At 71.9% G+C, this 26,948-nt stretch carries 27 protein-coding genes, 1 tRNA gene and 2 pseudogenes; 18 read left to right on the forward strand and 12 right to left on the reverse strand.

The genetic code is table 11. The features are described 5' to 3' along the window. The first annotated feature begins 10 nt into the window (after positions 1 to 10). From AC27IY_RS24440 to AC27IY_RS24450, 3 genes and pseudogenes are all read left to right on the forward strand, one after another. Positions 11 to 1,192, forward strand: a complete 1,182-nt coding sequence (locus tag AC27IY_RS24440; RefSeq protein WP_423444602.1) for a cytochrome P450 — start codon at positions 11 to 13, stop codon at positions 1,190 to 1,192. Continuing rightward, a complete protein-coding gene (locus tag AC27IY_RS24445) occupies positions 1,189 to 2,274 on the forward strand; it encodes an S-(hydroxymethyl)mycothiol dehydrogenase (protein WP_487179284.1) in 1,086 nt (361 codons plus the stop codon). Before AC27IY_RS24440 ends, AC27IY_RS24445 begins: the two co-directional genes overlap by 4 nt. Then, positions 2,274 to 2,892, forward strand: a pseudogene (locus tag AC27IY_RS24450) (MBL fold metallo-hydrolase). Before AC27IY_RS24445 ends, AC27IY_RS24450 begins: the two are co-directional and overlap by 1 nt. Before the next feature lie 12 nt (positions 2,893 to 2,904). Here AC27IY_RS24450 and AC27IY_RS24455 read toward each other — a convergent pair. Continuing rightward, positions 2,905 to 3,819, reverse strand: a complete 915-nt coding sequence (locus tag AC27IY_RS24455) for a LysR family transcriptional regulator (RefSeq protein ID WP_449944392.1) — start codon at positions 3,817 to 3,819, stop codon at positions 2,905 to 2,907. 99 nt (positions 3,820 to 3,918) lie between these two features. Between AC27IY_RS24455 and AC27IY_RS24460 the strand changes: the two genes are divergently transcribed. The 8 genes and pseudogenes from AC27IY_RS24460 (at position 3,919) to AC27IY_RS24495 (ending at position 12,014) form a co-directional block, all read left to right on the forward strand. Then, entirely contained in the window at positions 3,919 to 4,878 is a 960-nt protein-coding gene (locus tag AC27IY_RS24460) for a fumarylacetoacetate hydrolase family protein (RefSeq protein WP_423444596.1), read from the forward strand. Continuing rightward, a complete protein-coding gene (locus AC27IY_RS24465; RefSeq protein ID WP_423444594.1) occupies positions 4,868 to 5,806 on the forward strand; it encodes a cyclase family protein in 939 nt (312 codons plus the stop codon). Before AC27IY_RS24460 ends, AC27IY_RS24465 begins: the two co-directional genes overlap by 11 nt. Before the next feature lie 7 nt (positions 5,807 to 5,813). Continuing rightward, entirely contained in the window at positions 5,814 to 6,926 is a 1,113-nt protein-coding gene (locus AC27IY_RS24470) for an FAD-dependent monooxygenase (RefSeq protein ID WP_487179285.1), read from the forward strand. Further along, a complete protein-coding gene (locus tag AC27IY_RS24475; RefSeq protein WP_487179286.1) occupies positions 6,923 to 7,912 on the forward strand; it encodes an amidohydrolase family protein in 990 nt (329 codons plus the stop codon). Before AC27IY_RS24470 ends, AC27IY_RS24475 begins: the two co-directional genes overlap by 4 nt. Then, on the forward strand, positions 7,909 to 8,841 hold the full coding sequence (locus tag AC27IY_RS24480; protein WP_423444588.1) for a VOC family protein: 933 nt from the start codon (positions 7,909 to 7,911) through the stop codon (positions 8,839 to 8,841). Before AC27IY_RS24475 ends, AC27IY_RS24480 begins: the two co-directional genes overlap by 4 nt. Positions 8,842 to 8,900: 59 nt before the next feature. Continuing rightward, positions 8,901 to 9,765 (forward strand): annotated as a pseudogene (locus tag AC27IY_RS24485) (fumarylacetoacetate hydrolase family protein). Then, positions 9,762 to 10,118 carry an SDR family oxidoreductase gene (locus AC27IY_RS24490; protein WP_487179287.1) on the forward strand — a complete coding sequence of 119 codons (357 nt, stop codon included), beginning with the start codon at positions 9,762 to 9,764 and terminating at the stop codon, positions 10,116 to 10,118. Before AC27IY_RS24485 ends, AC27IY_RS24490 begins: the two are co-directional and overlap by 4 nt. 213 nt (positions 10,119 to 10,331) lie before the next feature. After that, on the forward strand, positions 10,332 to 12,014 hold the full coding sequence (locus AC27IY_RS24495) for an adenylyl cyclase (RefSeq protein WP_487179288.1): 1,683 nt from the start codon (positions 10,332 to 10,334) through the stop codon (positions 12,012 to 12,014). 619 nt (positions 12,015 to 12,633) lie between these two features. Here AC27IY_RS24495 and AC27IY_RS24500 read toward each other — a convergent pair. After that, positions 12,634 to 12,707: transfer RNA gene (locus tag AC27IY_RS24500), tRNA-Ile, on the reverse strand. Positions 12,708 to 12,922: 215 nt separating this feature from the next. After that, positions 12,923 to 13,855: a LysR family transcriptional regulator gene (locus AC27IY_RS24505; RefSeq protein ID WP_344214328.1), complete on the reverse strand. Its 933-nt coding sequence runs from the start codon at positions 13,853 to 13,855 to the stop codon at positions 12,923 to 12,925. A gap of 96 nt (positions 13,856 to 13,951) precedes the next feature. Between AC27IY_RS24505 and AC27IY_RS24510 the strand changes: the two genes are divergently transcribed. Next, entirely contained in the window at positions 13,952 to 14,179 is a 228-nt protein-coding gene (locus AC27IY_RS24510) for a DUF6158 family protein (RefSeq protein WP_344214330.1), read from the forward strand. After that, on the forward strand, positions 14,176 to 14,412 hold the full coding sequence (locus AC27IY_RS24515) for a hypothetical protein (protein ID WP_344214332.1): 237 nt from the start codon (positions 14,176 to 14,178) through the stop codon (positions 14,410 to 14,412). Before AC27IY_RS24510 ends, AC27IY_RS24515 begins: the two co-directional genes overlap by 4 nt. A 31-nt stretch (positions 14,413 to 14,443) precedes the next feature. On the opposite strand, the gene AC27IY_RS24520 is transcribed toward AC27IY_RS24515, so the two are convergent. Beyond that, positions 14,444 to 14,605 carry a hypothetical protein gene (locus AC27IY_RS24520; RefSeq protein ID WP_177240431.1) on the reverse strand — a complete coding sequence of 54 codons (162 nt, stop codon included), beginning with the start codon at positions 14,603 to 14,605 and terminating at the stop codon, positions 14,444 to 14,446. After that, positions 14,602 to 16,233, reverse strand: coding sequence for a sodium:solute symporter family protein (locus tag AC27IY_RS24525; RefSeq protein ID WP_344214336.1), 1,632 nt, complete (start codon positions 16,231 to 16,233; stop codon positions 14,602 to 14,604). Before AC27IY_RS24525 ends, AC27IY_RS24520 begins: the two co-directional genes overlap by 4 nt. 86 nt (positions 16,234 to 16,319) lie before the next feature. Here AC27IY_RS24525 and AC27IY_RS24530 point away from each other — a divergent pair, with 86 nt between their 5' ends. Further along, positions 16,320 to 17,102 (forward strand): putative hydro-lyase, encoded by a 783-nt coding sequence (locus AC27IY_RS24530; RefSeq protein ID WP_423444577.1) that lies wholly within the window; start codon positions 16,320 to 16,322, stop codon positions 17,100 to 17,102. Here the strand turns inward: AC27IY_RS24530 and AC27IY_RS24535 are convergent. Then, complete coding sequence (locus AC27IY_RS24535) at positions 17,087 to 17,659, reverse strand: P-loop nucleotide/nucleoside kinase family protein (RefSeq protein ID WP_423444575.1); 573 nt, start codon at positions 17,657 to 17,659, stop codon at positions 17,087 to 17,089. The genes AC27IY_RS24530 and AC27IY_RS24535 overlap by 16 nt on opposite strands. A gap of 94 nt (positions 17,660 to 17,753) precedes the next feature. On the opposite strand from AC27IY_RS24535, the gene secY reads away from it, so the two are divergent. Next, entirely contained in the window at positions 17,754 to 19,073 is a 1,320-nt protein-coding gene (gene secY, locus AC27IY_RS24540; RefSeq protein WP_423444573.1) for a preprotein translocase subunit SecY, read from the forward strand. Here secY and AC27IY_RS24545 read toward each other — a convergent pair. Continuing rightward, positions 19,054 to 19,734 carry a response regulator gene (locus AC27IY_RS24545; protein WP_487179289.1) on the reverse strand — a complete coding sequence of 227 codons (681 nt, stop codon included), beginning with the start codon at positions 19,732 to 19,734 and terminating at the stop codon, positions 19,054 to 19,056. The genes secY and AC27IY_RS24545 overlap by 20 nt on opposite strands. After that, positions 19,731 to 20,759 (reverse strand): sensor histidine kinase, encoded by a 1,029-nt coding sequence (locus tag AC27IY_RS24550; protein ID WP_487179290.1) that lies wholly within the window; start codon positions 20,757 to 20,759, stop codon positions 19,731 to 19,733. Before AC27IY_RS24550 ends, AC27IY_RS24545 begins: the two co-directional genes overlap by 4 nt. 83 nt (positions 20,760 to 20,842) lie before the next feature. Between AC27IY_RS24550 and AC27IY_RS24555 the strand changes: the two genes are divergently transcribed. Beyond that, positions 20,843 to 21,550 (forward strand): class I SAM-dependent methyltransferase, encoded by a 708-nt coding sequence (locus AC27IY_RS24555; RefSeq protein WP_487179291.1) that lies wholly within the window; start codon positions 20,843 to 20,845, stop codon positions 21,548 to 21,550. A gap of 6 nt (positions 21,551 to 21,556) precedes the next feature. Here AC27IY_RS24555 and AC27IY_RS24560 read toward each other — a convergent pair whose 3' ends face one another. Further along, a complete protein-coding gene (locus AC27IY_RS24560) occupies positions 21,557 to 22,465 on the reverse strand; it encodes a phosphotriesterase family protein (protein WP_487179292.1) in 909 nt (302 codons plus the stop codon). 161 nt (positions 22,466 to 22,626) lie between these two features. Here AC27IY_RS24560 and AC27IY_RS24565 point away from each other — a divergent pair, with 161 nt between their 5' ends. After that, positions 22,627 to 23,082: a TIGR02611 family protein gene (locus tag AC27IY_RS24565; protein WP_423472679.1), complete on the forward strand. Its 456-nt coding sequence runs from the start codon at positions 22,627 to 22,629 to the stop codon at positions 23,080 to 23,082. 8 nt (positions 23,083 to 23,090) lie between these two features. Here AC27IY_RS24565 and AC27IY_RS24570 read toward each other — a convergent pair whose 3' ends face one another. After that, the gene (locus tag AC27IY_RS24570; protein WP_020544392.1) at positions 23,091 to 23,411 is read right to left on the reverse strand and encodes a GroES family chaperonin; all 321 of its coding nucleotides are present in this window, start codon (positions 23,409 to 23,411) and stop codon (positions 23,091 to 23,093) included. Between the two features lie 49 nt (positions 23,412 to 23,460). Continuing rightward, entirely contained in the window at positions 23,461 to 24,408 is a 948-nt protein-coding gene (locus AC27IY_RS24575) for an endonuclease/exonuclease/phosphatase family protein (protein WP_487179293.1), read from the reverse strand. A gap of 38 nt (positions 24,409 to 24,446) precedes the next feature. Between AC27IY_RS24575 and AC27IY_RS24580 the strand changes: the two genes are divergently transcribed. Continuing rightward, positions 24,447 to 25,700: an ArgE/DapE family deacylase gene (locus tag AC27IY_RS24580; protein WP_487179294.1), complete on the forward strand. Its 1,254-nt coding sequence runs from the start codon at positions 24,447 to 24,449 to the stop codon at positions 25,698 to 25,700. Here AC27IY_RS24580 and AC27IY_RS24585 read toward each other — a convergent pair. Next, a complete protein-coding gene (locus AC27IY_RS24585) occupies positions 25,651 to 26,946 on the reverse strand; it encodes an FAD-dependent oxidoreductase (protein WP_487179295.1) in 1,296 nt (431 codons plus the stop codon). The two genes, AC27IY_RS24580 and AC27IY_RS24585, sit on opposite strands and share 50 nt — an antisense overlap. Between the last annotated feature and the right edge of the window lie 2 nt (positions 26,947 to 26,948).

The following is a 26,948-nucleotide window of genomic DNA, read 5'->3' on the forward strand; positions in this document are numbered from 1 at the left end:
AGGGAACCTCATGGACGCCGATCCGTTCGCGCGCGAGACGCTGGAAGATCCGGAGCCGCTGCACCGCGCGCTGCTGGCGGCCGGGCCCGCCGTCCATCTGACCCGGTACGACGTGTACGCACTGGCCCGGTATGAGCACGTGCACGCCGCACTGACCGATTGGCAGTCCTTCCCCTCGGGAGCGGGGGTGGGGCTCAGTGACTTCCGCAAGGAGAAGCCGTGGCGGCCGCCCAGCCTGCTGCTGGAGGCCGACCCGCCCCGTCACGACGCGCCGCGCGCCGTCCTGGTCAAGATCCTCGGCCCGCGGGCGCTGCGCAGGCTCCGCGACCGCTGGTTCGCCGAGGCCGAGGACCTCGTGGACAAGGTGTTGGCCGAGCCGGAGTTCGACGCCGTCCCCGCGCTCGCGCAGGCGTTCCCGCTGCGCGTCTTCCCCGATGCGGTCGGCCTGCCGCCCGGCGGGCGGGAGAACCTGCTGCCCTACGGCGACCACGCCTTCAACGCCTTCGGCCCCGTCAACGACCTGGTCGCCAGGGGACAGCCGCGCGTGGCCGAGCTGTCGGCCTGGGTCAACGCCCAGTGCCGGCGTGAGGCCCTGGCGCCAGGCGGCTTCGGCGCGCAGATCTGGGCGGCGGCCGACCACGGCGACCTCACCTCCGAGCAGGCGCCGCTCGTGGTGCGCTCCCTGCTGACCGCCGGCGTCGACACCACTGTCCACGGCCTGGCCGCGGCTCTGTACGCCTTCGCCACTCACCCCGGACAGTGGCGGCGCCTGCGCGAGCAGCCCGCCCTGGCCCGGGTGGCCTTCGATGAGGCCGTGCGCTGGCAGTCGCCGGTGCAGACCTTCTTCCGCACCGCTGACCGTGACGTCGCCATCGGCGGCACCGTCATCCCCGAAGGCCACAAGATTCTGATGTTCCTCGGCGCGGCCAACCACGACCCGCGCCGCTGGCACGACCCGTACACCTTCGACCTGTCTCGCGACCCCTCCGGCCACGTCGGCTTCGGCATGGGCCTGCACCAGTGCGTCGGCCAGCATGTCGCCCGCCTGGAGGCCGAAGCCCTGCTGACCGCGCTCGCCCGCCGGGTCGAGCGCCTCGAACTCGCCGGGACGCCCCGGCGCCACCACAACAACACCCTGCGCGCGTGGGAGTCCCTCCCCGTCCGCGTTCACCTGGAAAAGAGCACCCGATGACCTACGAAGTCCAAGCCGTGATCGCCCAGGGCAAGGGCCGGCCGGTATCCGTCGAAACCATACTCGTACCCGGACCAGGCCCCGGCGAAGCGGTGGTGAACGTGCAGGCCTGCGGCATGTGCCACACCGACCTGCACTACCGGGAGGGCGGGATCGGCGACGACTACCCGTTCCTGCTGGGACACGAGGCGGCGGGCACGGTGGAGGCGGTCGGCGAGGGGGTCACCGGCCTGAAGCCGGGCGACTTCGTGATCCTCAACTGGCGCGCGGTGTGCGGCCAGTGCCGCGCCTGCCTGCGCGGCCGTCCCTGGTACTGCTTCGCCACCCACAACGCTCAGCAGAAGATGACGCTCAAGGACGGCACCGAGCTGTCGCCGGCGCTCGGGATCGGCGCGTTCGCCGAGAAGACGCTGGTCGCGGCCGGCCAGTGCACCAAGGTGTCGGCAGAGGCGCCGGCGCAGGTCGCGGGCCTGCTCGGGTGCGGCGTGATGGCGGGTCTCGGCGCGGCGGTCAACACCGGCGGGGTCACCCGGGGTGACAGCGTGGCGGTGATCGGCTGCGGAGGGGTCGGTGACGCGGCGATCCTGGGCGCCTCGCTGGCGGGCGCCGCGAAGATCATCGCGGTGGACGTGGACGACCGCAAGCTGGAGTGGGCGCGCGGCTTCGGCGCCACGCACACGGTCAACTCCCGCTCGACGGACCCGGTGGAGGCGATCCGCGACCTGACCGGCGGCCACGGCGCCGACGTGGTCATCGAGGCGGTCGGCCGACCGGAGACGTACGAGCAGGCGTTCTACGCCCGCGACCTGGCCGGCACCGTCGTCCTGGTCGGCGTGCCGACCCCCGAGATGCGCATCGACCTGCCCCTGCTGGACGTGTTCGGCCGCGGCGGCGCGCTCAAATCGTCCTGGTACGGCGACTGCCTGCCCTCGCGCGACTTCCCCATGCTGATCGACCTGTACCTGCAGAACCGCCTGCCGCTCGACAAGTTCGTCACCGAGACCATCGCGCTCGACCAGGTCGAAGAGGCGTTCGGCAAGATGCGCCGCGGCGAGGTCCTGCGCTCGGTGGTGGTCCTGTGATCGGCCACACCGTGACCTCGGGGACGTTCAGCCTCGACGGGCAGACGTTCGACGTGGACAACAACGTGTGGGTGCTCGGAGACGACTCCGAATGCGTGATCTTCGACGCCCCGCACGACGTCGAGGCCATCATCGACCTGGCGGCCGGCCGCAACGTGCTCGCCGTCCTGGCCACCCACGCCCACGACGACCACATCAGGCACGCTCCGGAACTCGCCGAGCGGACCGGTGCACCGGTCTTGCTGCACCCTGCCGACCTGCCTCTGTGGCGCCTGACCCATCCTGATCGCGAACCCGACGGCATGCTCGCGGCCGATCAGATCGTCAAGGTCGCAGGAACGAGCCTGCAGGTGCTGCACACGCCCAGGCCACACCCCGGGCGCCTGTTCCTTCTACGCCCCGGACCTCGGCGCCGTCTTCACGGGAGACACCCTCTTCCAGGGAGGGCCTGGCGCGACCGGCCGCTCATTCTCCGACTTCGACCTGATCATCGACTCCGTCCGTCATCGGCTGCTCACCCTTCCGCCGGAGACCACCGTGCACACCGGGCACGGCACCGACACGACGATCGGCGCCGAGACGCCGCACCTTGAGGAGTGGATCCGCCGGGGACACTGAGCCCGTTCGCGATCAAGCGTCATCGCCCGCCAGTTCCCCGGCCACCCGGACGGCCATCTCGCGCAGCCAGACATGGGCCGCGTCGTGGGTGTGCACCGGGTGCCACCACAGGGCCTCGCGCAGGTCGACCGCTTCGAACGGGCAGGGCAGCACGCGTACCGGGGCGAGGTCGCGCAGCAGGTGGGCGAGCCGCCGCTGCATCATCGCCACGCGCCGGGTGCCGGCCACCAGGCTGGGCAGGAGCTGGAAGCTCTGCACGGACACGTCCACGTAGGGGTCGAGGCCGAGCATGGTGAGCTGGCGGGTGACGGGCGCGTCGAACGGGCGCTGGTAGATCACCCAGGGCAGGCGCGCCAGGTCGTCCATGGTGAGCCGCTCGCCGACCTCCGGGTGGTCGTCGGCGACCAGGCACACCCACTCGTCACGGTACAGCTCCACGGCAGGCAGATCACTGATGACGCCGTGCGGCATGAGCATGCCGTCCACGCCGCTGAGCGCGGCGTCGGCATGCTCGACGATCTCGGGTGTGACGTGCCGGAAATGCAGCCGCACCCCGGGCGCCTCCTCGTGCAGGAGGCGGGCCAGCCGGACACCGAAGACGGCGATGCCGTAGTCGGATGACAGCAGGGTGAACTCGTGCTGTTCGGTGGCCGGCTGGAAGTCGGCACGGCTGGCGAACAGCCGCTCCAGCATCGCCGAGGCGGTGACGGCCGGAGCGAGCAGGGCGGTGCCGAGCGGCGTCAGCTCGTACCGGCTGCCCTGCCGCACCAGGAGCTGGTCGGCGAAGTGGTGACGGAGCCTGGCCAAGGCGGCGCTCATGGCGGGCTGGCTGAGCCCGACCCGCAGGCCCGCCTTGGTGACATTGCGCTCCTCCAGCAGTGCGCGCAGGGCGACGAGCAGGTTCAGATCCAGGCTGGCGAGATTCATGACACATCCATGTCGTGGATGGAGTCGATCCAGAGAATCGATTTCCCAGATTACTGCGGATGCTCCAAGGTTAAGGCCAACGCACTCGGAGGAAACCTCGTGGAAACATCCCCGTCTTTCGCCGGCCCGTTCGCGCTCGGCACCTTCTCGGCCGGTTCCGGCCCCGTCTTTCCCGGCCTCGTCGCCGGCGACCGGGTGCTCGATCTGAGCGAGCACGCGTCCAGCACGCGTGCGCTGCTGGAGCGCTGGGACGACGCCCTGCCCCTGCTGCACGAGGCCGCGACGGGGCCGGGGGAGTGGCGGCCGCTCGCGGAGCTGCGCGTGCACGCCCCGGTCGAGCCGCGCCAGATCCTGCAGTCCGGTGCCAACTACCGCACCCACGTCATCGACCTGGCCGTGGCGCACGAGCCCGCGGACGGCCGTCCCGCCGAGCAGGTGCGGGCCGAGGTGGCGGCGATGATGGACCGGCGGGCCGCCGAGGACCAGCCGTACGTGTTCATCGGCCTGCCGTCGTCGGTCACTGGCCCCTACGACGACGTGGTGATCCCGTCGTGGTGCACGAAGCCGGACTGGGAGCTGGAGCTGGCCGCCGTCATCGGCCGCCCGGCGTTCCGGATAAATCCTGATAAAGCGCTCGAACACGTCGCCGCCTACACGATCGCCAACGACGTCACCGCCCGCGAGGTGGTCTTCCGCCGTGACATGCCGGAGATCGGCACCGACTGGCTGCGCGCCAAGAACGCGCCGACGTTCACCCCGCTGGGCCCGTACCTGGTGCCGGCCGTCTTCGTCGGCGATCCGGGCGAGCTGCAGGTGACGCTCAAGCTGAACGGCGAGGTCATGCAGGACGAGTCCACCAAGGACATGATCTTCGGCGTGGCGCGGCTGGTGTCCTACGTGTCCCAGACCGTCGAGCTGCTGCCCGGCGACCTGGTGCTCACCGGCAGCCCGGCGGGCAACGGCCTGCACCACGGCCGCCTGCTGCGCGACGGGGACGTCATGGAGGGCACGATCACCAGCCTCGGCACGCAGCGGAACAGGTGCCGCGATGAACGCTGAGCAGGCCATCGCCGAGGCCGCCGCCAAGTACTCCAACTGGGGCCGCTGGGGCGAGGACGACGTCCTCGGGACCGTGAACTTCATCGACGACGCCGCGCGGGCCGCCGCCGCCCGCCTCGTCCGCCGCGGCGCGTCGTTCTCGCTCTCCCAGAGGTTCGACACCGACGGCCCGCAGAAGGGCTGGCGGCGCCGTACCAACCCGGTGCACACCATGACCGACACCGGCTTGGACGCCGTCCACGGGAACCAGGGCTTCCCGCACGGCTTCGGCGGCGCGGACGACGTGATCGCCATGCCGCTGCAGTGCTCCACCCAGTGGGACGGCCTGGGCCACATCTTCGACCACGGCCGGGCCTGGAACGGCCGGCCCGCCGACCAGGTCGTCACCAGCGAGGGCGACCAGGTGACCGGCATCGAGCACCTGGCCGCCCCGGTGGCGGGCCGCGGCGTGCTGCTGGACGTGGCGGCCGTGTACGGGGAGCTGCCGGACGGCTTCGCCATCACCGAGGAGCACCTGACGGCCACGGCCGAGGCGCACGGGGTCCGGGTCGGGCGCGGCGACCTGGTGTGCGTGCGCACCGGCCGCCTGGCCAGGGCCAGGCGCGAGGGCTGGGGCGACTACGCCGGCGGCCCCTCGCCCGGCCTGTCGTTCTGGACGGCCGGCTGGCTGCAACGCACCGAGCTGGCCGCCGTCGCCACCGACACGTGGGGCTTCGAGGTGCGGCCCAACGAGTTCGACAACGCGTTCCAGCCCCTGCACCAGGTCGTCATCCCGCACCTCGGCCTGCTCGTCGGCGAGATGTGGGACCTGGACGCCCTGGCCGCCGACTGCGCCGCCGACGGCGTGTACGAGTTCTTCCTCACCGCTCCTCCGCTGCCGGTCACCGGCGCGGTCGGATCCCCCGTCAACCCCCTAGCCATCAAATGAGGCCCTCATGCCAGCAGTAGGCAACGTCCTCATCGTCGGCGGCGGCACCGCAGGCCCGGCCCTGGCCATCCTGCTCGCCCGCGTCGGCGTCACCGTGGAGATCGCGGAGATCGAGCCGGGCCCGACCACACTCGGCTCCGGCATCACCCTGCAGGGCAACGCGCTGCGGGTGCTGCGCGACCTCGGCGTGTGGGAGCAGGTCAGCGCGGCCGGGTTCGCGTTCGACACGCTCGGGCTGCGCACGCCCGACGGCGGCCTGCTCGCCGAGATCCCCGACGCCCGCACCGGTGGCCCCGATCTGCCCGCCACCCTCGGCATGAACCGCCCGGAGCTGGCGGCCATCCTGGCCGCCGCCGTGCGCGACGCCGGAGCGCACGTCAGGTACGGCCTGACGGTGGACACCGTCTCGGACAGCGGCGAGGTGACCTTCTCCGACGGCACCACCGGCGCCTACGACCTGGTGGTGGGCGCCGACGGCATCCGCTCGCACGTCCGCGCCCTGATCGGCGTCCAGGCCGCGCCCGAGCCGGTCGGCATGGGCATCTGGCGCATCCACACCCGCCGCCCCAAGGACGTCGAGCGCACCGACCTGATCTACGGCGGCCCCTGCTTCATCGCCGGCTACTGCCCGACCGGCGCCGACACCATGTACGCGTACCTGGTCGAGAAGGCTCGTCCTCGCGAGTCCGTCGGCGACAAGGCCGCGCACATGCGGGCGCTGGCCGATGGGTACGGCGGCGCCTGGGACGAGATCCGCGCCGACATCACCGACCCGGCCCGCATCAACTACACCTGGTTCGAGTCGCTGCTGGTGGACCGGCCGTGGAACCGCGGACGCACCGTCCTGATCGGCGACGCCGCCCACGCCTGCCCGCCCACCCTCGCCCAGGGCGCCGCCCAGTGCCTGGAGGACGCCGCCGTCCTGGCCGAGCTGCTGCTCGCCGCCGACCGGCTCGACCAGGAGCTGTTCGAGACGTTCATGGACCGCCGCCACGACCGGGTGAAGGCCGTGGTCGAGGCGTCGGTGCAGCTCGCCCACTGGCAGCTCGACGGGGTGCGCGACGCGGACGTGCCCGGCCTGATGGGCACGATCGCGGCGATGGTGAGCGAGCGCCCATGATCATCGTTGACGTGCACGCGCACGTCCTGCTGCCGGAGATCGAGCGGGCGGTGGCGGGGCGTCCCGGCCACGACGCCCACCGGGAGCTGGACGCCCGCCGCAACGGGCCCGAGGCCCTGGCCGTGTCGGGCGCGATGATCGGCGAGCGGATCGGCCTGCTCACCCGGGTCGTCGACCGGCTGGCGGCGATGGACGCGGCGGGCGTGGACGTGCAGGTCGTCTCGCCGTCGCCGTCCCACTACCACTACTGGGCCGATCCCGGCCTGGCCGCCGAGGTGTGCCGGCTGGCCGCGGCGGGCGTGGCCGCGCACGTCGTCCAGGCGCCGGACCGGCTGTACGGCCTGGGCCTGGCCCCGCTCCAGCACCCCTCGCTGCTGCCCGGCGCCCTCGACGACGCGCTCGCACACGGGCTGAAAGGCGTGGAGATCTCCTCCCACGCGCCCGGCCGCGAACTGTCCGACCCGGCCTATGAGCCCTTCTGGGCGCGCGCCGCCGAGACGGGCGCGGTGGTGTTCCTGCACCCCTTCGGCTGCACCCTGGACGAACGCCTGGACCGCTGGTACCTGTCGAACATCGTCGGTCAGCCGGTGGAGAACGCGGTGGCGTTGTCGCACCTGATCTTCTCCGGCGTGCTCGACCGGCATCCCGGGCTGAAGCTGCTGGCCGCGCACGGCGGCGGCTACCTGCCGTACTACCTGGGGCGCGCCGACCACGGCTGGCGGGTGCGGCCCGACGCCCGCGGCTGTGCCCGCGAACCGAGCAGCTACCTGCGCGAGCTGTACTTCGACTCACTTACCCACGACCCGGCCGTGCTGCGCGAGCTGGTCAGGGTGGCCGGGCAGGAGCGGGTGCTGCTCGGCTCCGACTTCCCCTTCGACATGGGCGACCCCGACCCGCTCGCCGCCCTGCGCGCGGCCGGGCTGGCGGACACCCCCGTACGCGGCGGCAACGCCGCAAGGCTCTTCGACCTGAAGGATCCCTCATGAGACTCATCACCCACCTGCGGCACGTCGACCTGGCCGTGCCCGACTACGCCAAGCAGCGCGACTTCTACGCGGGCGTCTGGGGCCTGACCGAGGTCGCCAACGACAACGGCATCAGCTTCCTGGCCGCCGAGGGCTCGCCCGAGCAGTACATCATCCGGTTGCGTAAGGCGGAGGAGAAGCGGCTCGACCTCGTCTCCTTCGGCGCGGCAGCGGAAAGCGACGTGGACGCCCTGGCCGAGCGGCTGCGCGCCGCCGAGGTCCGGCTGATCTCCGAGCCGGGCAAGCTGGACACCCCCGGCGGCGGCTACGGCTTCCGCTTCTTCGACCTCGACGGCCGCACCGTCGAGGTCTCCGCCGACGTCGCCGTCCGCAAGCACCGCAAGCTGGAGGCCAAGGAGTCCGTTCCCGTCCGGCTGTCGCACGTCGTGCTCAACGCGCCCGACATCGACGCCACCCGCGTCTGGTACGAGACCCACCTCGGCTTCGCCCTGTCCGACACCCTCGCCCACCCCCGCATGGGCCAGGTCATGCACTTCATGCGCTGCAACCCGCAGCACCACAGCATGGCCATCGCCCGCGGCCCGCACGCCAGCCTGCACCACATCAGCTTCGAGCTGCGCGGCCTCGACGAGTACATGTACGGCACCGGCAGGCTGCTGCGCGCCGGCGTCCGCATGATCTGGGGCCCCGGCCGCCACCTCGCCGGCGACAACACGTTCTCCTACTTCCTGGACCCGCACGGCAACACCGTCGAGTACACCACCGAGCTGGAGGAGCTCGACGAGGACACCTGGCACCCCCACGTCCACGACTTCTCCCAGCCCGAGGTCACCGACCAGTGGGGCACCGCCAACCCCATGAACGAGCTGATCGCCAAGGAGTCGTTCAACGACGTCGACCGCGGCGTGTTCGTCGCCCCGCCCGTCTGATGAAGATCGCGACCTACACCCACGACGGCCGCACCCGCTGCGGCCTCGTGGACGGCGACATGATCAGGCCGCTGCCCGACGGGGCCGGCCCCCTGCACGTGCCCGAGGACGTGCCGACCGGCGAGCCGGTCCTGCTGGCGCAGGTGCGGCTGCTGCCGCCCGTCCAGCCGTCCTCGGTCCGCGACTACGTCACGTTCGAAGAGCACGTCGAAGGCGTGCGCAAGAGCGTGGAGGGGCGCGGCGGCGTCCCCGACGCCTGGTACGACGCGCCGACTTTCTACTTCGGCAACCCACACGCCATGATCGGCGCCCACGACGACGTGCCGATCCCGCCCGGTTGTCACGCCTTCGACTTCGAGCTGGAGGTCGCCGCCGTCATCGGGAAGGAGGGCGCTCACTCCGGAGCAGGCCCGCCACCACATCTACGGCTACACCATCTTCAACGACTGGTCGGCCCGCGACCTGCAGTCCCGCGAGATGCAGGTCGGCCTCGGCCCGTGCAAGGGCAAGGACACCGCCACCACCCTGGGCCCCTGGCTGGTGACGGCGGACGAGCTGGAGCCGTACCGGGACACCGACGGCTTCCTGAACCTCGGGCTCACCGTCAGCGTCAACGGTACGCAGATCGGCCGCGACCTGCTGTCCAACATGAGCTGGCCGTTCGAGGAGCTCGTCGCGTACGCCTCGCGCGGCACCTGGGTCCGGCCCGGCGACGTGCTCGGCTCCGGCACCTGCGGCAACGGCGGCTGCCTCGCCGAGCTGTGGGGCCTGCGCGGCAAGCAGGACCCGCCGCCGCTCCAGCCGGGCGACACGGTGGAGATCACCGTCGAGGGCATCGGCACGGTCCGCAACACCGTTGTCGCCGGCGCGGACCCGGTGCCACTGCCTAAGGCCCGTCCCCGTCCCCGGCACCGTCCGGCATGAACCGCGTGCGAGGCAAGGTCGTCGGGGTCACCGGTGCCGCCGGCGGCCAGGGCGCGGCGGCCGGGTGGACGGACTGGAACTCGGCCCGCGTGGCATCCGCGTCAACACCATTCACCTCGCTTCATCGACACCCCGATGACCGCCTCCGCCCCGGACGCCTTTCAACCAGACCCTTCTGGGCCGCGCGCGGCACCGTGGACGACGTCGCCCCGCTCGTCGTCTTCCTCATCCCCGACGAAGCCTCGTACGTCACCGGCGCCGAGATCCCGGCCGACGGCGGCTACACCGCCCACCGCGGCGCCTCCACTGGACTCCAAGGTCGACCACTCCCCACGTCGAGAGGACACCCATGAGAGATACGCCTTCAGAGCCCAAGAGGCCGCGGAAGCTGCTCCCTCTGGTCGCCGCCGGTGCTTGCGGCGCGTTGGTGCTCGCTGCCCCCGCGCCGGCCATGTCCACGGCTTCGGACGGGAACAACCCTGACTTCGGGCCCAATGTGAAGATCTTTGACGGCACGGCGTCTGTCGATGAGATCAACGCCTACCTTCGGGGTATCGCGACGAACGGTGAATTTCAGCGAGGCCAGACACGCGGTCTTCTTCAAGCCCGGCACGTACGGGAGCGCCGCAGGAGAGAACGACCCATCGACCGCCACCGGAATCATCAATTCCCAGGTCGGCTACTACACCTCGATCCACGGTCTCGGCGCCTCGCCGGACGACGTACTGATCAACGGCGCACTGCATGTGAACCCGTCACCGGGACAGGTGCCCAATGCGCTGGTGAACTTCTGGCGGACGGTCGGCAACCTGAGCATCAACCCGATCCAGCGGCCCGTGCCGGGTGACTCCAACGCCTCTGAGCAGGTGGCCAAGCCGCACACCATGCGCTGGAACGTCTCTCAGGGATCCCCGCTGCGCCGGGTGCACATCAAGGGCGATCTCGACCTGAACGGGATGACCGGCTCCTACGCGTTCGGTTCGGAACTGGTCAACAGCAAGATCGATGGCACGGTGGACAGCGGCGACTCAGCGACGGAACTGTCTGTGGCACAGTGGTACAGCCGTGACAGCGAGATCGGTGGCTGGCGGGGAGACTCGGCGAATCTGGTGTTCTCCGGTGTCCATGGCGCGCCGGCCACCACTTTCGCCCCGGGCGGCACGACGTCGCTGGACAGGACGCCGGTGTCCCGAGAGGCGCCTTTCCTCTATCTCAGCGGTGACCGCTACGAGGTGTTCGTGCCGAACGTCGCTCGTGACACCGCGGGCGTCCGCTGGTCCACCTCCACCCGCGATGGCAGGAAGATTCCAATCGGCGACTTCTTCATCGCCAAGCCCCAGGATTCCGTGACGGCCATCAACGCCGCGCTGGCCGGCGGCAAGAATCTCATGCTGACCCCCGGCGTCTACAATCTGGATGAGCCCATCCGCGTCACCCGTGCGAACACGGTGGTGATGGGCATGGGCTATGCCTCCCTGGCTCCGATCAAGGGGACGGCCGCCATCGAGGTGGCCGACGTCGCCGGTGTATCGATCTCCGGCCTCACCGTCGACGCCGGGCCCGTGCGCTCAGATGTCCTCGTCAAGATCGGGACATTTCGTGGCCTTCCAGGTGAACCGCGAAACCCGACGAGCCTCAGCGACGTGTTCATACGCGTCGGCGGACCCCGAGCAGGCTCGGCGGCGACCAGCATCGAGATCAACAGCAGTCACGTGATCGTCGACAGCATCTGGCTCTGGCGCGGCGATCACGGCACCGGCACCCTGTGGCACGAAAACAAGGCCGACCACGGCCTGGTGGTGAACGGCGACGACGTCACCGTTCTCGGGCTGTACGCCGAGCACTATCAGAAGTATCAGGTCATCTGGAACGGCGAGCGCGGACGGACCATCTTCTACCAGAGCGAATACCCCTACGACGTACCGAGCCAGCAAGAATGGACGAACGGCACGAAGAACGGCTACGCCTCCTACGTGGTTTCCCCCCACGTCAAGACCCATCAAGCGACCGGCTTGGCTATTTACGCCTTCTTCCGGCAGACCCCTGCCCGCGTCACCAGTGCCATCGAAGCCCCCCGACTGCCCGGAGTTCGCTTCGCCTCGCTCGTAAGCGCCATCATCCTGGGGCAAGGTGGAGTCGACCACGTCATCAACACCACCGGAGAGGCCGTCGACGCCGCCCGGCCCAACTCGCCGGTCGTCGGTCTGACCGCGCTGACAAGGTTGAAGTCTTATCCGCCCGGCCGTTAGCTCATGCCTGCCGAGATGCGCTCCTTCCGCCACGGCGCGGCCTCGCTCCTGCTGGCCGCCGGGGTGGACCTGAAGGTCGTACAGGAGACGTCGGCCACGTCTCCTCCACCTACACCCGCGACACCTACACCAGCGTCTACCCCGAGGTGGCCCGCGCCGCCGCCGAACCCACTTCCGCCCTGGTCAGCACCGCAGCCGCAGGCGCCCAGACCGCCCCGCTGATCACCCTCCCACCCACACCTGAGACGCCACCACCTGAACAACCGAACTTCGGCAGGCCCGCCGACCCCCTTCGGGGGTCTGCCTCATGCCGAGCGGTTCGCAACGAGAAGCAGCGGATCCTTAATCTGCTGGTCAGAAATGCCTGGCGAGCAAGACGAGCCGGCTGGACGAGAGTTGACCGCACAGCAGGCCACCGTCGACCGGCGACGCCGCGCACACCTTCTGGCTTGATCTTCTGATGGGTCACCGGGGTCTGACCTGACGATGGCGGCCTAAGTGATCTATCGTCGTACACGATCCGTACACAAGAGCAACCATCGAGCAACCAACCATGATCAAAAACGATTTGCGGCCGACGAAAACCGAGAAACCCCAGGTCGGATGCGGTATTGGTGAGTAGGGCGGGTGGGACTTGAACCCACGACCCACGGATTATGAGTCCGATGCTCTGACCGGCTGAGCTACCGCCCCTGGATTCAGTTGTGTGGCCGTGGCGTGGTCCTGAGTGGATCATGCTGAGCCCTGGTGCATGGCTAAGGCTAGAGCATCAGGACCGGTTGTGGGTGCCATGGGCCGGTGGGAGAGGGGTCTTCGCGGACATCATTCCATGTTCCGGGGGCGGTGGCGATCATCGGGACGGGCTGATGTGCAGGTGGGTGCAAGACGTAGGGCGGGCGGTATGCGGGTCAGGGGGTGGTGCCGTAGGACGGGTTGCGGGTGAGCCAGTCGCTGTACGTCGGGCTGCGGCCGATGGCGTCCCGGTGGGCCTCCTTGGCCTGGGTGAGGACCCAGGCGGCGTCCGCCGCCGTCGGGTGGTGGCCGAGGAGTTGCCGCCAGCGCAGCGGGGCGCCGGCCAGCGGCACCATGACCAGGCCCTGCGCGGGCTGGTGGGTGGCCTGGCAGAGGGCCACGGCGCGGCCCACCTGGGCCAGGTGGGTGCAGGTCGGCACGTCCGTCTCGTAGATCGTTCCCGGGGTGAAGCCGGCCCGTGCGCAGGCCATCGCGAAGCAGTCGGCGAAGCAGCCGTCCCCCGGCGTCCCCGCCCAGTGCTCGTCGGCGAGGTCGGCCAGCTCCACCTCCTTCTCCTTGGCGGCGGGGTGGTTCTCGGAGACGAGGCAGAAGACGGGGTCGAGGCTGATGGTGTCCCAGACGAGCGCGCCGGTGGGGGTGCCGGAGTCGCCGCAGGCGCCGGTCAGCACGTAGTCGAGGCGGCCGAGCTCGACCATGCTGATCAGCTCGTGGCTCGACCAGGACGTGTACGTCGAGACGGGCCGCTCCGCCGCGAGCCGGTCCACCAGCCCGCCGAGGATCGGGCCGTTGGTGGCGCCGATGCGGTAGCCGGGGGTGGGGGTGTGGGCGAAGCGTACGGCCTCGTCCTGCAGTTCCTTGGCCGCCGGGAGGAGCACCCGCGCGCGGGCGAGTACGAGTTCGCCGAGCCTTGTGGGCCGGGCGCCGTGGCGGTCGCGCTCGAACAGGGCGCCGCCGAGCACCCGTTCGATGCGCTTGAGCTGGGCGGTCAGGGCCGGTTGTGCCAGCCCGAGCGTCAACGCGGCCTTGCTCACGCTTCCCGCGTCCGCGACCGCGCGGACGATCCTGAGGTGCCGGAGCTCGAGGTCCATAACGGGAAGGTAAAGCGGCGGCATCTTACAGACAATGCCTAAATGTCAGGAATTGTGACAGATATTGTCGGAGGACTCCGGGGTAGAGGGGACCCCATGACGACGATGGGAATAGATCCGGCCCAGCTCAGCGACGACGACCTGATCCGCGAGCTGCGCCAGCTCCACACCACCCGGAGCGACACGTTCTTCCACGGCTCCGACGACGCCCTGTCCCACCACACCTCCCGTACGAACGAGCTGGAGTCCGAGTACCTGCGCAGGTACCCGGACCGGGAGGTGGATCCCGAGCGGCTGCGCGAGGGGGCGAGGCAGCGATCATGACCGAGGGCCACGACGTCCAGGAGCTGTCCGACGTCGACATCCACGTGTACGAGGCCGTCGCCTCCCTCGCGGTCGAGACGGGCGGCGCCGGGCTCGACACGCTGGTGCACACCTCCGGCCTGGAGGAGGACGAGCTGCGGGCGAGCCTGGCGACGCTCATCGAGGAGGGGTACGTCGTCCCCCGGGGCGACGGGTACGGGCTGGGACCCCACACCTTCGAGGTCGAGTACTGACATCAACGGAAAGCGAGAGGCCCGGGCCCGTTCAGATGCGGCGGGCCCGGGCCCAGGCCACGAACAGCCCGCCGAAGACGGCCATGGCCAGCCCGGTCCAGAGGTTCACCGCCTCGCCCACCACGCCGGCGACGATCAGGATCACGCCGTAGACCAGGAACAGCCCGCCGATCACCATGCGGATGTCGCTCACAGAATCACCCCGTACATCACGGCGGCCAGCACGACCGCGCCCACGCCCAGCACGACCGGCGACCGGTACCACTTGCGGTCACCGGCCAGCGCGTCGTCCTCCAGGTCCACCGCGCTGAGCCCCCATACGAGCCCGCGCAGCTCCTCCTCCGGTTTCTGCGTGGTGACCAGCGTGACCACCACGGACACCAGCACGTCCACGGCGAAGGCGATGCCCGCGCCCCAGAAGCTGGCGTTCAGCTCGGTGCCGAAGTCGATCACCCCGGCCTTGTAGAGCACGTACGACGCGAACGCGGCCAGCGTCCCGGACAGCAACCCCCAGAAACCGGCCCACGGCGTCATCCGCCGCCAGAACAGGCCGACCACGAACGTGGCGAACAGCGGCGCGTTGAAGAACGAGAACAGCGCCTGCAGGTAGTTCATGATGTTGGAGTAACCGGCCGCGATGAACGCCGTCCCGACGCCGAGCGCGACGCCGGCCACCGTCGCGATCCTGCCCACCTTGAGGTAGTGCCGGTCGTCGCGGCCGGGACGGACGTGCGCCGCCCAGATGTCGTTGGCGAAGACGGTGTTGAAGCCGCTGATGTTGGCCGCCATGCCCGCCATGAACGAGGCCAGCAGCCCGGTCACCGCGATCCCGAGCACGCCGTTCGGCAGCAGGTCCCGCATGAGCAGCGGGATCGAGTAGTTGTACGCCTGCCCCTTGCCGAGGTCGCTGAAGAGCACCAGCGCGATCATGCCGGGCAGCACCGTCACCAGCGGGATGAAGATCTTCGGGAACGCGGCCACGATCGGCGTCAGCCGGGCCGCGTTCGTGTTCCTGGCCGACAGGGCCCGCTGGATCTCGGCGAAGTTCGTCGTCCAGTAGCCGAACGACAGCACGAAGCCGAGCCCGAACACGATGCCGATCCAGTGCGCCTGCATCGGGTTCTGGCCCGCGGTGTCGGCCCAGGTGTGCAGGCCGGGCTCGCCTAGCGGGCCCTGGCGGATCTTGTCGGCCAGGCCGCTGAACCCGCCCACCTTGATCAGGCCGAGCACGGTCAGGGGGATCAGCCCGGCGAGGATGACGAAGAACTGCAGCACCTCGTTGTAGATGGCCGAGGAGAGACCGCCCAGGGTGATGTACGACAGCACGATCACCGCCGACACCACCACCGACACCGGCAGCGGCCAGCCCAGCAGCAGCTCCATCACCAGCGCCAGCGCGTACAGGTTCACCCCGGCGATGAGGATCTGCGCCACCGCGAACGTGATCGCGTTCAGCAGCTGCGTCGCGCCGTTGAACCGCCTGCGCAGGAACTCGGGGACGCTCCGCACCTTGGAGCGGTAGTAGAAGGGCATCATCACGATGCCGAGGAACACCATCGCCGGGACCGCGCCGATCCAGTAGTAGTGCACGGTCATCGCGCCGTACTGGGCGCCGTTGGCCGCCATGCCCAGGATCTCGATCGCGCCCAGGTTGGCCGAGACGAAGGCGAGGCCGGTGATCCACGCCGGCAGGCCGCGCCCGGCCAGGAAGAAGTCCAGGCTGGAGCTGATCCGTTTGCGGGCCGCGATGCCGATGGCGAGCACGGTCACGAAGTAGAGGGCGATGAGCACATAGTCGAGGAGGTTCACATCGAGCCGCACGGCGAGACCCGCTACCCCGGAAAGCACGGCACTCACGCCCGTCCGCGCGGTGGACCACATGACCAGGGCCGACCTACTGTCGAAGGGTGGAGGACGTCGCCGAACTGAGCCCCGCGCGGGCGCGGGAGCGCTTCCGCGCCGGCGAGCGGGCGCCCACCGCCGGCTGGTGCCGGGGCTGGACGCAGGCCAACCTCATCGCCGTGCCGGCGGCGCTCCGTTACGACCTGCTGCTGTTCGCCCACCACAACCCGCGCGCCTGCCCGGTGCTCGACGTGGGGGAGCCGGGCGCGTGGTCGACCGCGCTGTTCGGCGGCGACCTGCGTACCGACCTGCCGGGCTACCGGCTCTACCGCGACGGGCGGCCGGTCGCCGACCTCGGCGCGGTGACGGCCGAGTGGCGCGAGGACCTGGTGCCGTTCCTCATCGGGTGCAGTTTCACGTTCGAGCGGGCGCTGCTCGCGGCGGGGGTGCCCGTACGGCATCTGGAGCTGGGGACGAACGTGCCGATGTACGTCACGAACGTCCCCTGCCGGTCGGCCGGCCGCCTGTCGGGGCCGCTGGTGGTGTCGATGCGGCCGGTGCCCGGGGAGCTGGTCGGGACCGCCGTCGAGGTGAGCGGCCGCTACCCGCGCGTGCACGGCGCGCCCGTGCACGTGGGCGACCCCGCCGGGCTCGGCATCGGCGACCTCGCCCGGCCGGACTTCGGCGACCCGGCCGTGGTACGCGAGGGTGAGGTGCCGCTGTTCTGGGCGTGCGGGGTGACGCCGCAGGCGGCGGTCATGGCGAGCGGCGTCGAGTACGCGATCGGCCACCTGCCGGGCCACATGGCGATCCTGGACGCGCGGGACGACGACTACCGCGTGGGCTGAGGGATGCCCGCCGCGGTGAGCTGGTCGGCGACCGGCCGCGCGCCGGGCCGGTTGTCGATCTCCAGGTGTGGCACCACCGGCGGCTCGTCCACGCGGATGTCGCGCAGGTAGCGGGCGAAGTCCGCCAGCTTGCCCGCGTCCCTGGCGTGGCCGCGGGCCGTGAGGCGGGCGCGCAGCGTCGGGCCGTCGGAGCGCACCCACAGCAGCCGCACCGGCGCGCCGCCCAGCTCCGCCACCCACTCCGCCCACCGCTCCGCGTCGTGCACCTGCGTGGTGAACGGGCCGTCGAGCAGCACCGGGCAGCCGTGGCCGCGGATCTGGCGGGCCAGCCGGGTCAGGCCGGCGTACTCGAAGCGCTTGACGTGCTCGTCGTACCAGGGGCCCTCGCGCTCGCCGCCGGGACGGCCGTGCGCGCGCAGGACCTCGGCCACGAAGTCGCCGTAGACGGTGTCCTTGTCGAGCAGGGCGGGCACGGGGGACAGGCGGGCGAGCAGCTCGGCGGCCACCGTGGACTTGCCCGCGCCCGGCGGCCCGCTGATCACCCACACCGCGCTCATGGGGATCAACCTACGGGATACGCGGATTCGCGTACGCCGGAGCCTCGTCACGGCGGACGACCCGGCCCCGGCGCGGCGGACAGACTCGGTGACCATGCTGACCGTCTTCGCCAGGGCGTTCCGGATTCCGGAGCTGCGCAGGAAGCTGCTGTTCACGCTCGCGATCGTCGCGCTGTTCCGGCTGGGGCAGGTGCTGCCCGCGCCCGGGGTGGACGTGGCGGTGGTGCGCGCGTGCGTCGGGTCGGCCTCCGGGGGGCTGTTCGACCTGGCGCAGATGCTCAGCGGGGGCGCGATGCTGCAGCTGTCGGTGTTCGCGCTCGGCGTCATGCCGTACGTCACCGCCAGCATCGTCATGCAACTGCTCGCCGTGGTGGTGCCGCGATTGGAAGCGCTCAGGAAGGAGGGGCAGAACGGGCAGGCGAGGATCACCCAGTACACCCGCTACCTGACCGTCGCCCTCGCCGTGCTGAACGCCGGCACGGTCGTCGCGCTCGCCCGCGGCGGCGGGCTCCTGCCCGGCTGCCCGCGGCCGCTGCTGCGGGACGACGGGCTGCTGCCGTCGGCCGTCATCGTCGTGACCATGGTGGCCGGGGCGTGCGTGGTCATGTGGCTGGGCGAGCTGATCACCGGCCGGGGAGTCGGGAACGGCATGTCGCTGCTGATGTTCACGCAGGTCGTGGCCGTCTTCCCCGGGTACATGTCGAAGATCTTCGTGCTGACGCCGGCCGGGGCCGTGGTGATGGTGGTGGCCGGGCTGCTCCTGGTGGCGGCCGTGATCTTCGTCGAGCAGGCGCAGCGCCGGGTCCCCATCCGGTACGCGCGGCCGGTGGGGCGGCGGGCGTACGGCGGGGGCGGCTCCTACATCCCGCTCAAGGTCAACCAGGCGGGGATCGTCCCGGTCATCTTCACCTCGTCGCTGCTCTACCTGCCCGCGCTGGCGGCGCCGCTGCTCGGCGACGGGGCGCAGGGGTGGGTGGAGCGCAACCTCGCCGCAGGGGCGCACCCGCTCTACATGAGCGTGTACGCGCTGCTCGTCGCCGCCTTCGCCTACTTCTACGTGTCGATCACCTTCAACCCGGACGAGGTGGCCGACGGCATCCGGCGGCACGGCGGGTTCGTGCCGGGGCTGCGGCCGGGGAAGCCCACGGCGCGGCACCTGGCGTACGTGCTGTCCCGGCTGACCGCGCCCGGGGCCGTCTACCTGGCGGTGCTCGCGCTGCTGCCGCTGGTGGCGTTCGCGATCCTGCGGGACCCCGGCACGCAGCAGAACTTCCCGTTCGGCGGGACCAGCGTGCTGATCATGGTCGGGGTCGGGCTGGAGACCGTCAAGCAGATCGAGGCCCAGCTCCAGCAGCGCGACTACGAGGGGTTCCTGCGCAAGCCGGTCAAGCCGGTCAAGCCGGCGGCAGCGTGAGCCCGGCGCGCATCGCGAACACGACGAGCTGCGCCCGGTCACGGGCGCGCAGCTTCACCATGGCCCGGCTGACGTGGGTGCGGACCGTGTCGGGGCTGATCACCAGCTCCTTCGCGATCTCCTCGTTCGACCGGCCGGTCGCCACCCAGGCCGCCAGCTCGCGCTCGCGCGGGGTGAGCGTGGCGATGCCCTCGACCGGCTCCGTGCCGTGCCGGCCGAACAGGCCGATGACCTTCCTGGTGATCGCCGGGGACAGCAGCGCCTCCCCGGCGGCGACCACCCGCACGGCGTTGACCAGCTCGTCGGGGGCGCTGTCCTTGAGCACGAAGCCGCTGGCGCCGGCCTGGAGTGCGGCGAAGACGTACTCGTCGACGGCGAACGTCGTGACGACCACGATCCTGGTGCCGCGCAGCTCCGGGTCCTCCGCCATCGCCCGGAGCGCGGCCAGGCCGTCCATGCCGGGCATGCGGACGTCGAGCAGCAGCACGTCGGGGCGCGTCCTGCGGACCAGGGCCAGGGCCGCCGCGCCGTCCACGGCCTCGCCGACGCACCCCATGCCCGGCTCCCGCTCCAGGAGCGCCCGCAGGCCCATCCGGACGACGGCCTGATCGTCGGCGATCGCGACCCGGATGTCCGCGACGCCCGGTCCGTGCTCGGTCATGCCTGTCCCCGATCCGGCGGGTGGGGGAAGCGGGCGGTCACCTGGAAGCCGCCGCCCTCGCGCGGGCCCGCGGCGAAGTGGCCGCCCGCCTCGGTGACGCGGGCGCGCATGCCCCGCAGGCCGCGCCCCTCGGCGGCCTGCCCGGCGCCGGGGCCGCGGTCGGCGATCTCCAGGACGTACGCGGTGGGGGCGTCGGTCATCCGGACCAGGGCGCGGGTCGGGCCCGCGTGGCGCAGCACGTTGGTGAGGGACTCGCGGACCACCCGGTAGACGGTGTCGCGGAGCTGCGGGGGGACGGGGAGGCCTGCGGGCTCGACGTCCACCGGCAGGCCCGCGGCGCGTACGCCGTCGATCAGGGCCGCCAGGTCGCCCGCGGGCGGGTCGATGCCGTCGAGCGCGGCGCGGAGCTGGGCCAGCGCGGCCGTGCTCGTCTCCTTGATCGCCCGCAGGGACGCCCGCGTCTGCTCGGGGTCGTCGTCGAGGGTCACGAGCGCGAGCCCGGCCTGCATGGCGATCGCCGCCAGGCCGTGCCCGGCGGCATCATGCACCTCCCCGGCGATCCGCGCCCGCTCGGCCGCGATCGCCTGCTCGGCCAGGGCGGCCGGGTGTGGCAGGACCGCGGCCTCAGCCGTGGCCTCAGCAGAGGCCTCAGCCGGAGCACTCGCCGGACGCACGGTCGGGAGCTGCGGGGCGGAGACGGCGGGAAGCCCCCACGCGGCCCGCGCGACGCCGATGGACAGGGGAGCGGTGCCGGTGGCGAGGACTTCCGGCCTGGCCGGCTGGGCGTCGGTGGCGAGGGCCTCTAGCCGGGGCGGCTCGGCGTCGGCGGCGGCAGCGGCGGCCGCCGCTCTGGCCTGGGCGAGGCCGGAGAAGGACCAGGGAACCGCCAGCCAGCCCGCCCACGCCAGCATCACGACGACCGGGATGTCACCCGCCCGCCGCAACCGCGTCAGCGCGGACAACGGCCCCCGCAGCCGCCCGCCGCCGCGCTGGTGCACGTTCCCGTGCGTGTGCTCAGTCTCCATCCCCCACCCGGCCCGAGGCTCGCGTAGCCCAGATCCTAATGGCCCGCGACGCGACCGAAGCCGCCCTGGATAGCTTCTACGACGTGACGGACGCAAAGGTGAAGTACAACGACTACGACGGGTTCGCCCGTTCGTACGCGCGCGACAACGAGATCAGCCCCTACAACGACCTCTACGAACGCCCGGCGATCCTGTCCCTGGCCGGCGAGGTCGCCGGGCTGCGCGTGCTGGACGCCGGCTGCGGGGCGGGGGCGCACGCCGCCGAGCTGATCGCCCGTGGCGCCGCCGTCACGGGCGTCGACCTCAGCGCCGGCCTGCTCGCCCTCGCGCGCGAGCGGCTGGGCCCCGGTGTGCCCCTGCTCCAGGCCGACCTGAGCCGCCCGCTCCCCTTCCCTGGCGGCGCGTTCGACCTGGTGCTGTCATCGCTGGTCATGCACTACCTGGAGGAGTGGGAGCCGACCTTGCGCGAGTTCGCCAGGGTGCTCGCGCCCGGCGGCCGGGTGGTGCTGTCCACCCACCACCCCTTCATGGACATGCGGATCAGCGGCAGCGACGACTACCTCGGCACGTACGCGTACACGGACGCCTGGGAGCGCGGCGGCCGGACGATGGCCATGCGGTTCTGGCACCGTCCGCTGCGGGCCATGCTGGCGGCGTTCCGGGACGCGGGGCTCGCGGTCGAGGACATCGTCGAGCCCGACCCCCTGCCCGAGGCGGCCGAGATCGCCCCCGACGCCTACCGCGGCCTTTCCCACCGGGCCCAGTTCCTGCTGTTCGCGCTGAGGGCGTGAGCGCGGTCAGGCGGAGCCGGAGGTCAGCCAGCGGAGGGGGTTGTCGCGGGTGATGAGGCGGATCGTGTCCTCGGCGGTGCCCGCCTCGCGCAGGCGCGGCAGCAGGGCGTGGAACAGGTGGGCGTACCCGTGGCCGTCGTACTTGCTGAGCTGGGCGACCCGGCTGAGGCCCGTGCTGAGCAGCAGGCGCTCGGCGTGGCCGTCCTCGATGAGGGCGAGCGCGATCCTGGCCGCCTGGTCGGCGCCGAGGCCGAGGGCGGCGAGGCTCACGTACGCGCCCGCTTCGGCGATCTTGCGGACGGCGCCCAGGTCGGTGCCCGCGTAGCCGACGGCCACCCGCGCCGCCGGCAGGCCGCGGCCGAGCAGGATCTCCAGCAGGGCCGGGGCGTTGCGCCCGTGCGTGGCGACGGGCAGCCGGGACTGGAGGGCGGCGTGGGCGGCGGCGATCAGGCACCGCTCCTCGCGCGGCGTCGGCTCGGGGCCCCAGGAGCCGATCTCGCCGATGACGCCGGGGAAGACGCCGGTGCCGTCGAGGCCGCTGGAGATCTCGTGCATGAGCCGCCGGGTGAGCTCCTCGACGCCTTCCTCGCGTACGCCCGCGAACGGCTCGGCGAACAGCCCGGTCGAGGCGATGACCGGCACCCGGGCGCCCGCCGCGACGCGGGCCAGGGACGCGGCGTCGCGGCCCATGCCCATGCAGGTCAGGTCCACCACGAGCCCGAGCTCGTCGGACTGGCGCAGCTCGCGCAGCTCGGCGGTGACTGCCTGCTCCTCGTCGAGCCAGCGGTGCGGGTCGGAGTCGACGCCCACGCCCCAGCGCAGGTCGTTGCGCAGGTGCTCGTGGGGGAGTACGGCGCCGGTGACGGCCGCGGCTCGTACGGGGCCGGTGACGGTTCGGAGCAGGACTTCGGGCATAGGAGACATTAACCGATATTTGCCGGAAGAAGCTGTTCAGCGGCGGGATCAAGCCGGAAATTTTACGGTTTGTCGTGTTTAGTGCGCTGCTAGTCGCTTGCAAGTGAATCACGGCGCCGGACCCGTATCCTGAATGGCAGACCGACTGCCCGGGGGAATCTGTGCCGACCCAGAACACCGACACCGGCGAAGCCGACGTGATCAAGGACGCGGCCGCCGCCCGTTCCGACATGCCCGAACGCCGCGGCGGCCTGCACGGCTGGCTGGACGGCATCCGCGCCACCCGCACCGGCGCGATGACGCTGAAGATCGTGGTCGGCGTCATCGGGACGATCATGGTCGTGGGCGGGCTCATCATGGTGCCCTTCCCCGGCCCCGGCTGGCTCGTGGTCTTCGCGGGCCTCGCCGTGCTGGCCACGGAGTTCCACTGGGCGCACAAGGTGCTGGAGTTCGGCAAGCGCACGCTGCACGCCTGGACGCAGTGGTACAAGCGTCAGGGCTGGACCGTCCGCATCGTCGTGCTGCTCGTCACCGTGGCCTCGGCCGCCGTGATCGTCTACTTCGGGCTGCGCACGATCGGCGTCGACGTGATCGAGCTGGCCCAGCGCTTCGTCTGAGCTCCGGATCAGAGGTAGAGGCCGGTGCCGTGGTCGGTCTCCTGGGTGGCCACCGCGTGCAGGTCGCGCTCGCGCATCACGAGATAGACCTGGGCGTGCACCTCGACCTCGAACTGGTCCTCCGGGTTGAACAGCACCTTGTCGCCGACCTTGACCGCGCGGACGTTCGTCCCGACGCCGCACACCTCGCCCCAGGCCAGCCGGTTGGCCAGCTTGACCGTGGCCGGGATGACGATGCCTGAGCCGCTGCGCCGTTCCTCCGCCTCCGCCTCCAGCTTGATCATGACCCGGTCGTGCAGCATCTGAATCTCGAACTTGGGCTGTTCCACGGCTCAAGTCTATGAGCAGCCGCCCCCGCGAACGCCTTCCGGGAGAAGGTCAGGGCAGGGCGAGCTCGGCGAAGACCGGGCGGTGGTCGGTGCGGCCGAGCGAGAGCACCGCGAAGTCGCGCACCGCCATCCGCCCGTCGGCCAGCACGTGGTCGATCGCCACCCCGGGCAGCCGCTGCCGCGACCCCTCCTGCGGCCAGGTGGCGGTGAGGCCCCGGCCCATGACGTCGGCCGCGTCCCGGTAGCCGGACGCCAGCAGCTCGCGCATCGGCAGATGGTCGAGCGTGGCGTTGAAGTCCCCGGCCAGCACCCGCAGCGCGCCGCCCCCGCGCGGCAGCGCGTCCAGTCCATCCTCCCAGCAGGGCTGGCGGCCGTACCGTTTGGGCGCGCACGGATGCACCGAGACGATCTCCACCCGGGCGCCGCCGGGATGCCGCAGCCACGCCCTGGCCTGCCCGAACCCGCCCAGCGAGATCGCCCGCCCGGCGGTGAGGGGGTGCCGGGCGTACACGGCGGACCCGCCGACGCCCTCGCGGGCCCGCGTCACCGCGTACGGCAGCGCCTCGCGCACCCCCGCCTCCTCCAGCCGCCGCATCGCGCCGGGCGTGAACTCCTGGAGGGTCAGCACGTCCGGCCGCAGCCGCCGGACCAGGCCCATCAGCTCCGCCGTGTCGGCCCGCCCCACCAGCAGGTTGGCGGCCAGCACGCGCAGCGCGGGCCCGCCGGCCGCCGGGTTCCCGTCGGACAGGGCGCGCGGCAGCACCGCCGCGCCCAGCACCACCAGCGCCCAGAACGCCGCCCCGACCGCGACCGGCCGGCGCAGCGCCAGCGCGAGCAGCCCGCCCAGCGCCGCCGCCCCGGCCGCGTACGGCGTGTACGCCACCACCGGCACCCACGGCCAGTCCGGCTCGAACCCGCTCACCCGCACCGCCGCCCACAGGACGAAGGGCGTCACCGCGATCCAGCTCATCCACGTCCGCACGACCTGTATCGCCATGAGGCCCGCGAGGGGTTCACTGCCCTAGGGTGTGCTCCATGCACGACGTGGAAGCCAGGGTCCTCGACGCCATCGACGAGGCCGAGACCGTCAGCCTGCTCGCCGAGACCGTACGCGTCCCCAGCGTCACCGGCACCGACGCCGAGTCCGAGCTGCAGCACCGCTTCGCCCGCCTGCTCGACGAGGCCGGCATGGACGTGGACGTGTGGAAGCTCGACCTGCCCGGCCTGACCGCCAGGCCCGGCTTCCCGGGCACCGAGGCCCCGCGCTCCGAGGGCTACGGCGTCGCCGCCGTGACCCCGGGCGAGGGCCCGCCGGCGCTGGCGCTCCAGGGCCACGTGGACGTCGTGCCCACCGGCGACCTGGCCAAGTGGGCGGGCAGCGACCCGTTCTCGGCCCGGATCGAGGGCGACGTGCTGTACGGCCGGGGCGCCTGCGACATGAAGGCCGGCCTGGTCGCCAACCTGGCCGTGGCGCGGGCCGTGCGCCGGGCGGGGGTGCGGCTGGCCAGGCCGCTCGCGGTGCACTGCGTGATCAGCGAGGAGGACGGCGGGCTCGGCGCGTTCGCCACCCTGGCGCGCGGCCACACCGCCGAGGCGGCGGTCATCACCGAGCCGACCAGCGGCGCGGTCATCACGGCGAACGCGGGCGCGCTGACCTTCCGGGTGGAGATCGCCGGCCGGGCCGCGCACGGGGCGACCCGCTACGAGGGGGTCAACGCGGTCGAGGCGTTCTGGCCGGTGTTCGAGGCGATCAGGCGGCTGGAGGCCGAGCGCAACCGGGACGCGCACGAGCTGTTCGGCGGCAACCCGATGCCCTACCCGATCGAGATCGGCGTCGTACGCGCAGGCGACTGGGCCAGCACCGTGCCCGACCTGCTGGTCGCCGAGGGCCGGCTGGGCGTGCGGCTGGACGAGGACCCGGCGGCGGCGCGGGCGGCGTTCGAGGAGGCGGTCGCCGGGGTCGCGCACCCGTGGCTGCGGGACAACCCGCCCGCGGTGACCTGGCCGGGCGGCCAGTTCGCCAGCGGGCGGCTGCCGGCCGGGCACGAGCTGCTCGGCCAGGTCGCGGGGGCGGTCGCCGACGTGACCGGCGCGCGCCCGGCGGAGTCGGCCGCCCCCTACGGCAGCGACCTGCGCCTGTACGCGGCCGGCGGCATCCCGACCCTGCACTACGGCCCCGGGGACGTACGGTACGCGCACGCCCCCAGGGAGCAGGTGGACCTGGGCGAGCTGCGCGCGGTCACGCGGGCACTGGCACTGCTCGTGGTGCGCCGCTGCGGAGCACTTTGAGCAGCGCGGGCGGTTTCATCAGCGCCGGCGGCGGGTCGTACAGATGCGCCACCCGCAGGAACCGCCTGGCCAGCTCGGGATCGTGCGCCGCGGCGGCGAGGAAGCGCCCCAGATAGGCGTTGACCATCCGCACCCGCGGCGACGGCTCGCCCGCGACCACGGGCAGCTTCAGGTCGCCGCCGACGGTGATCTCCCAGGGGGCGTCCACGATCCGCGCGATCCGGCGGAAGAACGCCCGCGGCGTCAGCTCCGCGTCCAGCAGGACCTTCGCCTCCAGGGCGGCCACCGTCATGCCCTGCCCGTAGAGCGGGTTGAACGCGCACACGGCGTCGCCGGTCACCAGCAGCCCCTCGGGGAAGCGGGTCAGCCGCTCGTAGCGCCGCCGGATGCCGGCCGGGGTGTGGTAGGCCCGCGGCTCCCCGACCGGCTCGGCGGTCGCGAGCAGGTGCCGCAGGTCGGGGGCGGGCAGCGTGTCCGCGAACGCGGTGAACTCCGGCAGGGCGGGGCCGGGGGCGTCGCCGTAGCCGCCCATCGTGACGATCCAGCGGTCGCCCTCCAGCGCCAGCGCCACCCCGAACCGCGGGCGTTCCGGCGTGGGGCCGATGATGACGAGCAGGTCGCCGTCCAGGTCGCCGGGGCGGCGGCGGAACTCGCGGGTGCTGTAGCGCAGGTCGAGGGCCATGCGCTCCTCGTGGGGCGGCCGGTAGCCCAGCTCGCCGAGCCAGTGCGGGGTGCGCGAGCCCCGGCCGGAGGCGTCCACGACGAGGTCGGCGGGCAGCGGCTCGCCGCCGGCCAGCCGTACGCCGGTGACCCGGCCCTCACGGGCGAGCAGGCCGGTGACCGCGCGGCCGTCCGCCACCCGGATCCCCTGCATGGCCGCGACCCGGCGTCTCACCTGGCCTTCGAGCAGCGGCCGGCTCATCAGCAGGCCGTTCAGCACGCCGCCGGCGCCGCGGGCCAGCCGGTGCCCGTCGTGGATGTTGCGGCCCTGGTTCATGGCGTCGCACGGCAGCGCGCCCCGCGCGATCAGCTCGGCCGAGATGCCGGGCAGCAGCTCGTTCATGGTCGCGCAGCCCCTGGAGAGCAGGCCGTGGGCGTGGCGGCTCTGCGCGGTGCCCTTGCGATGGGCGTCCGCTGCGGGCAGCGTGTCCCGGTCGAGCACCGTGACCTTGGCGAACAGGCGGTGCAGTGCGGCGGCGGAGAGCAGTCCCGCCATGCTGGCGCCGATGACGACGGCGTGGTCCATGA

It is taken from the genome of Nonomuraea sp. B208 (genome assembly GCF_057536035.1).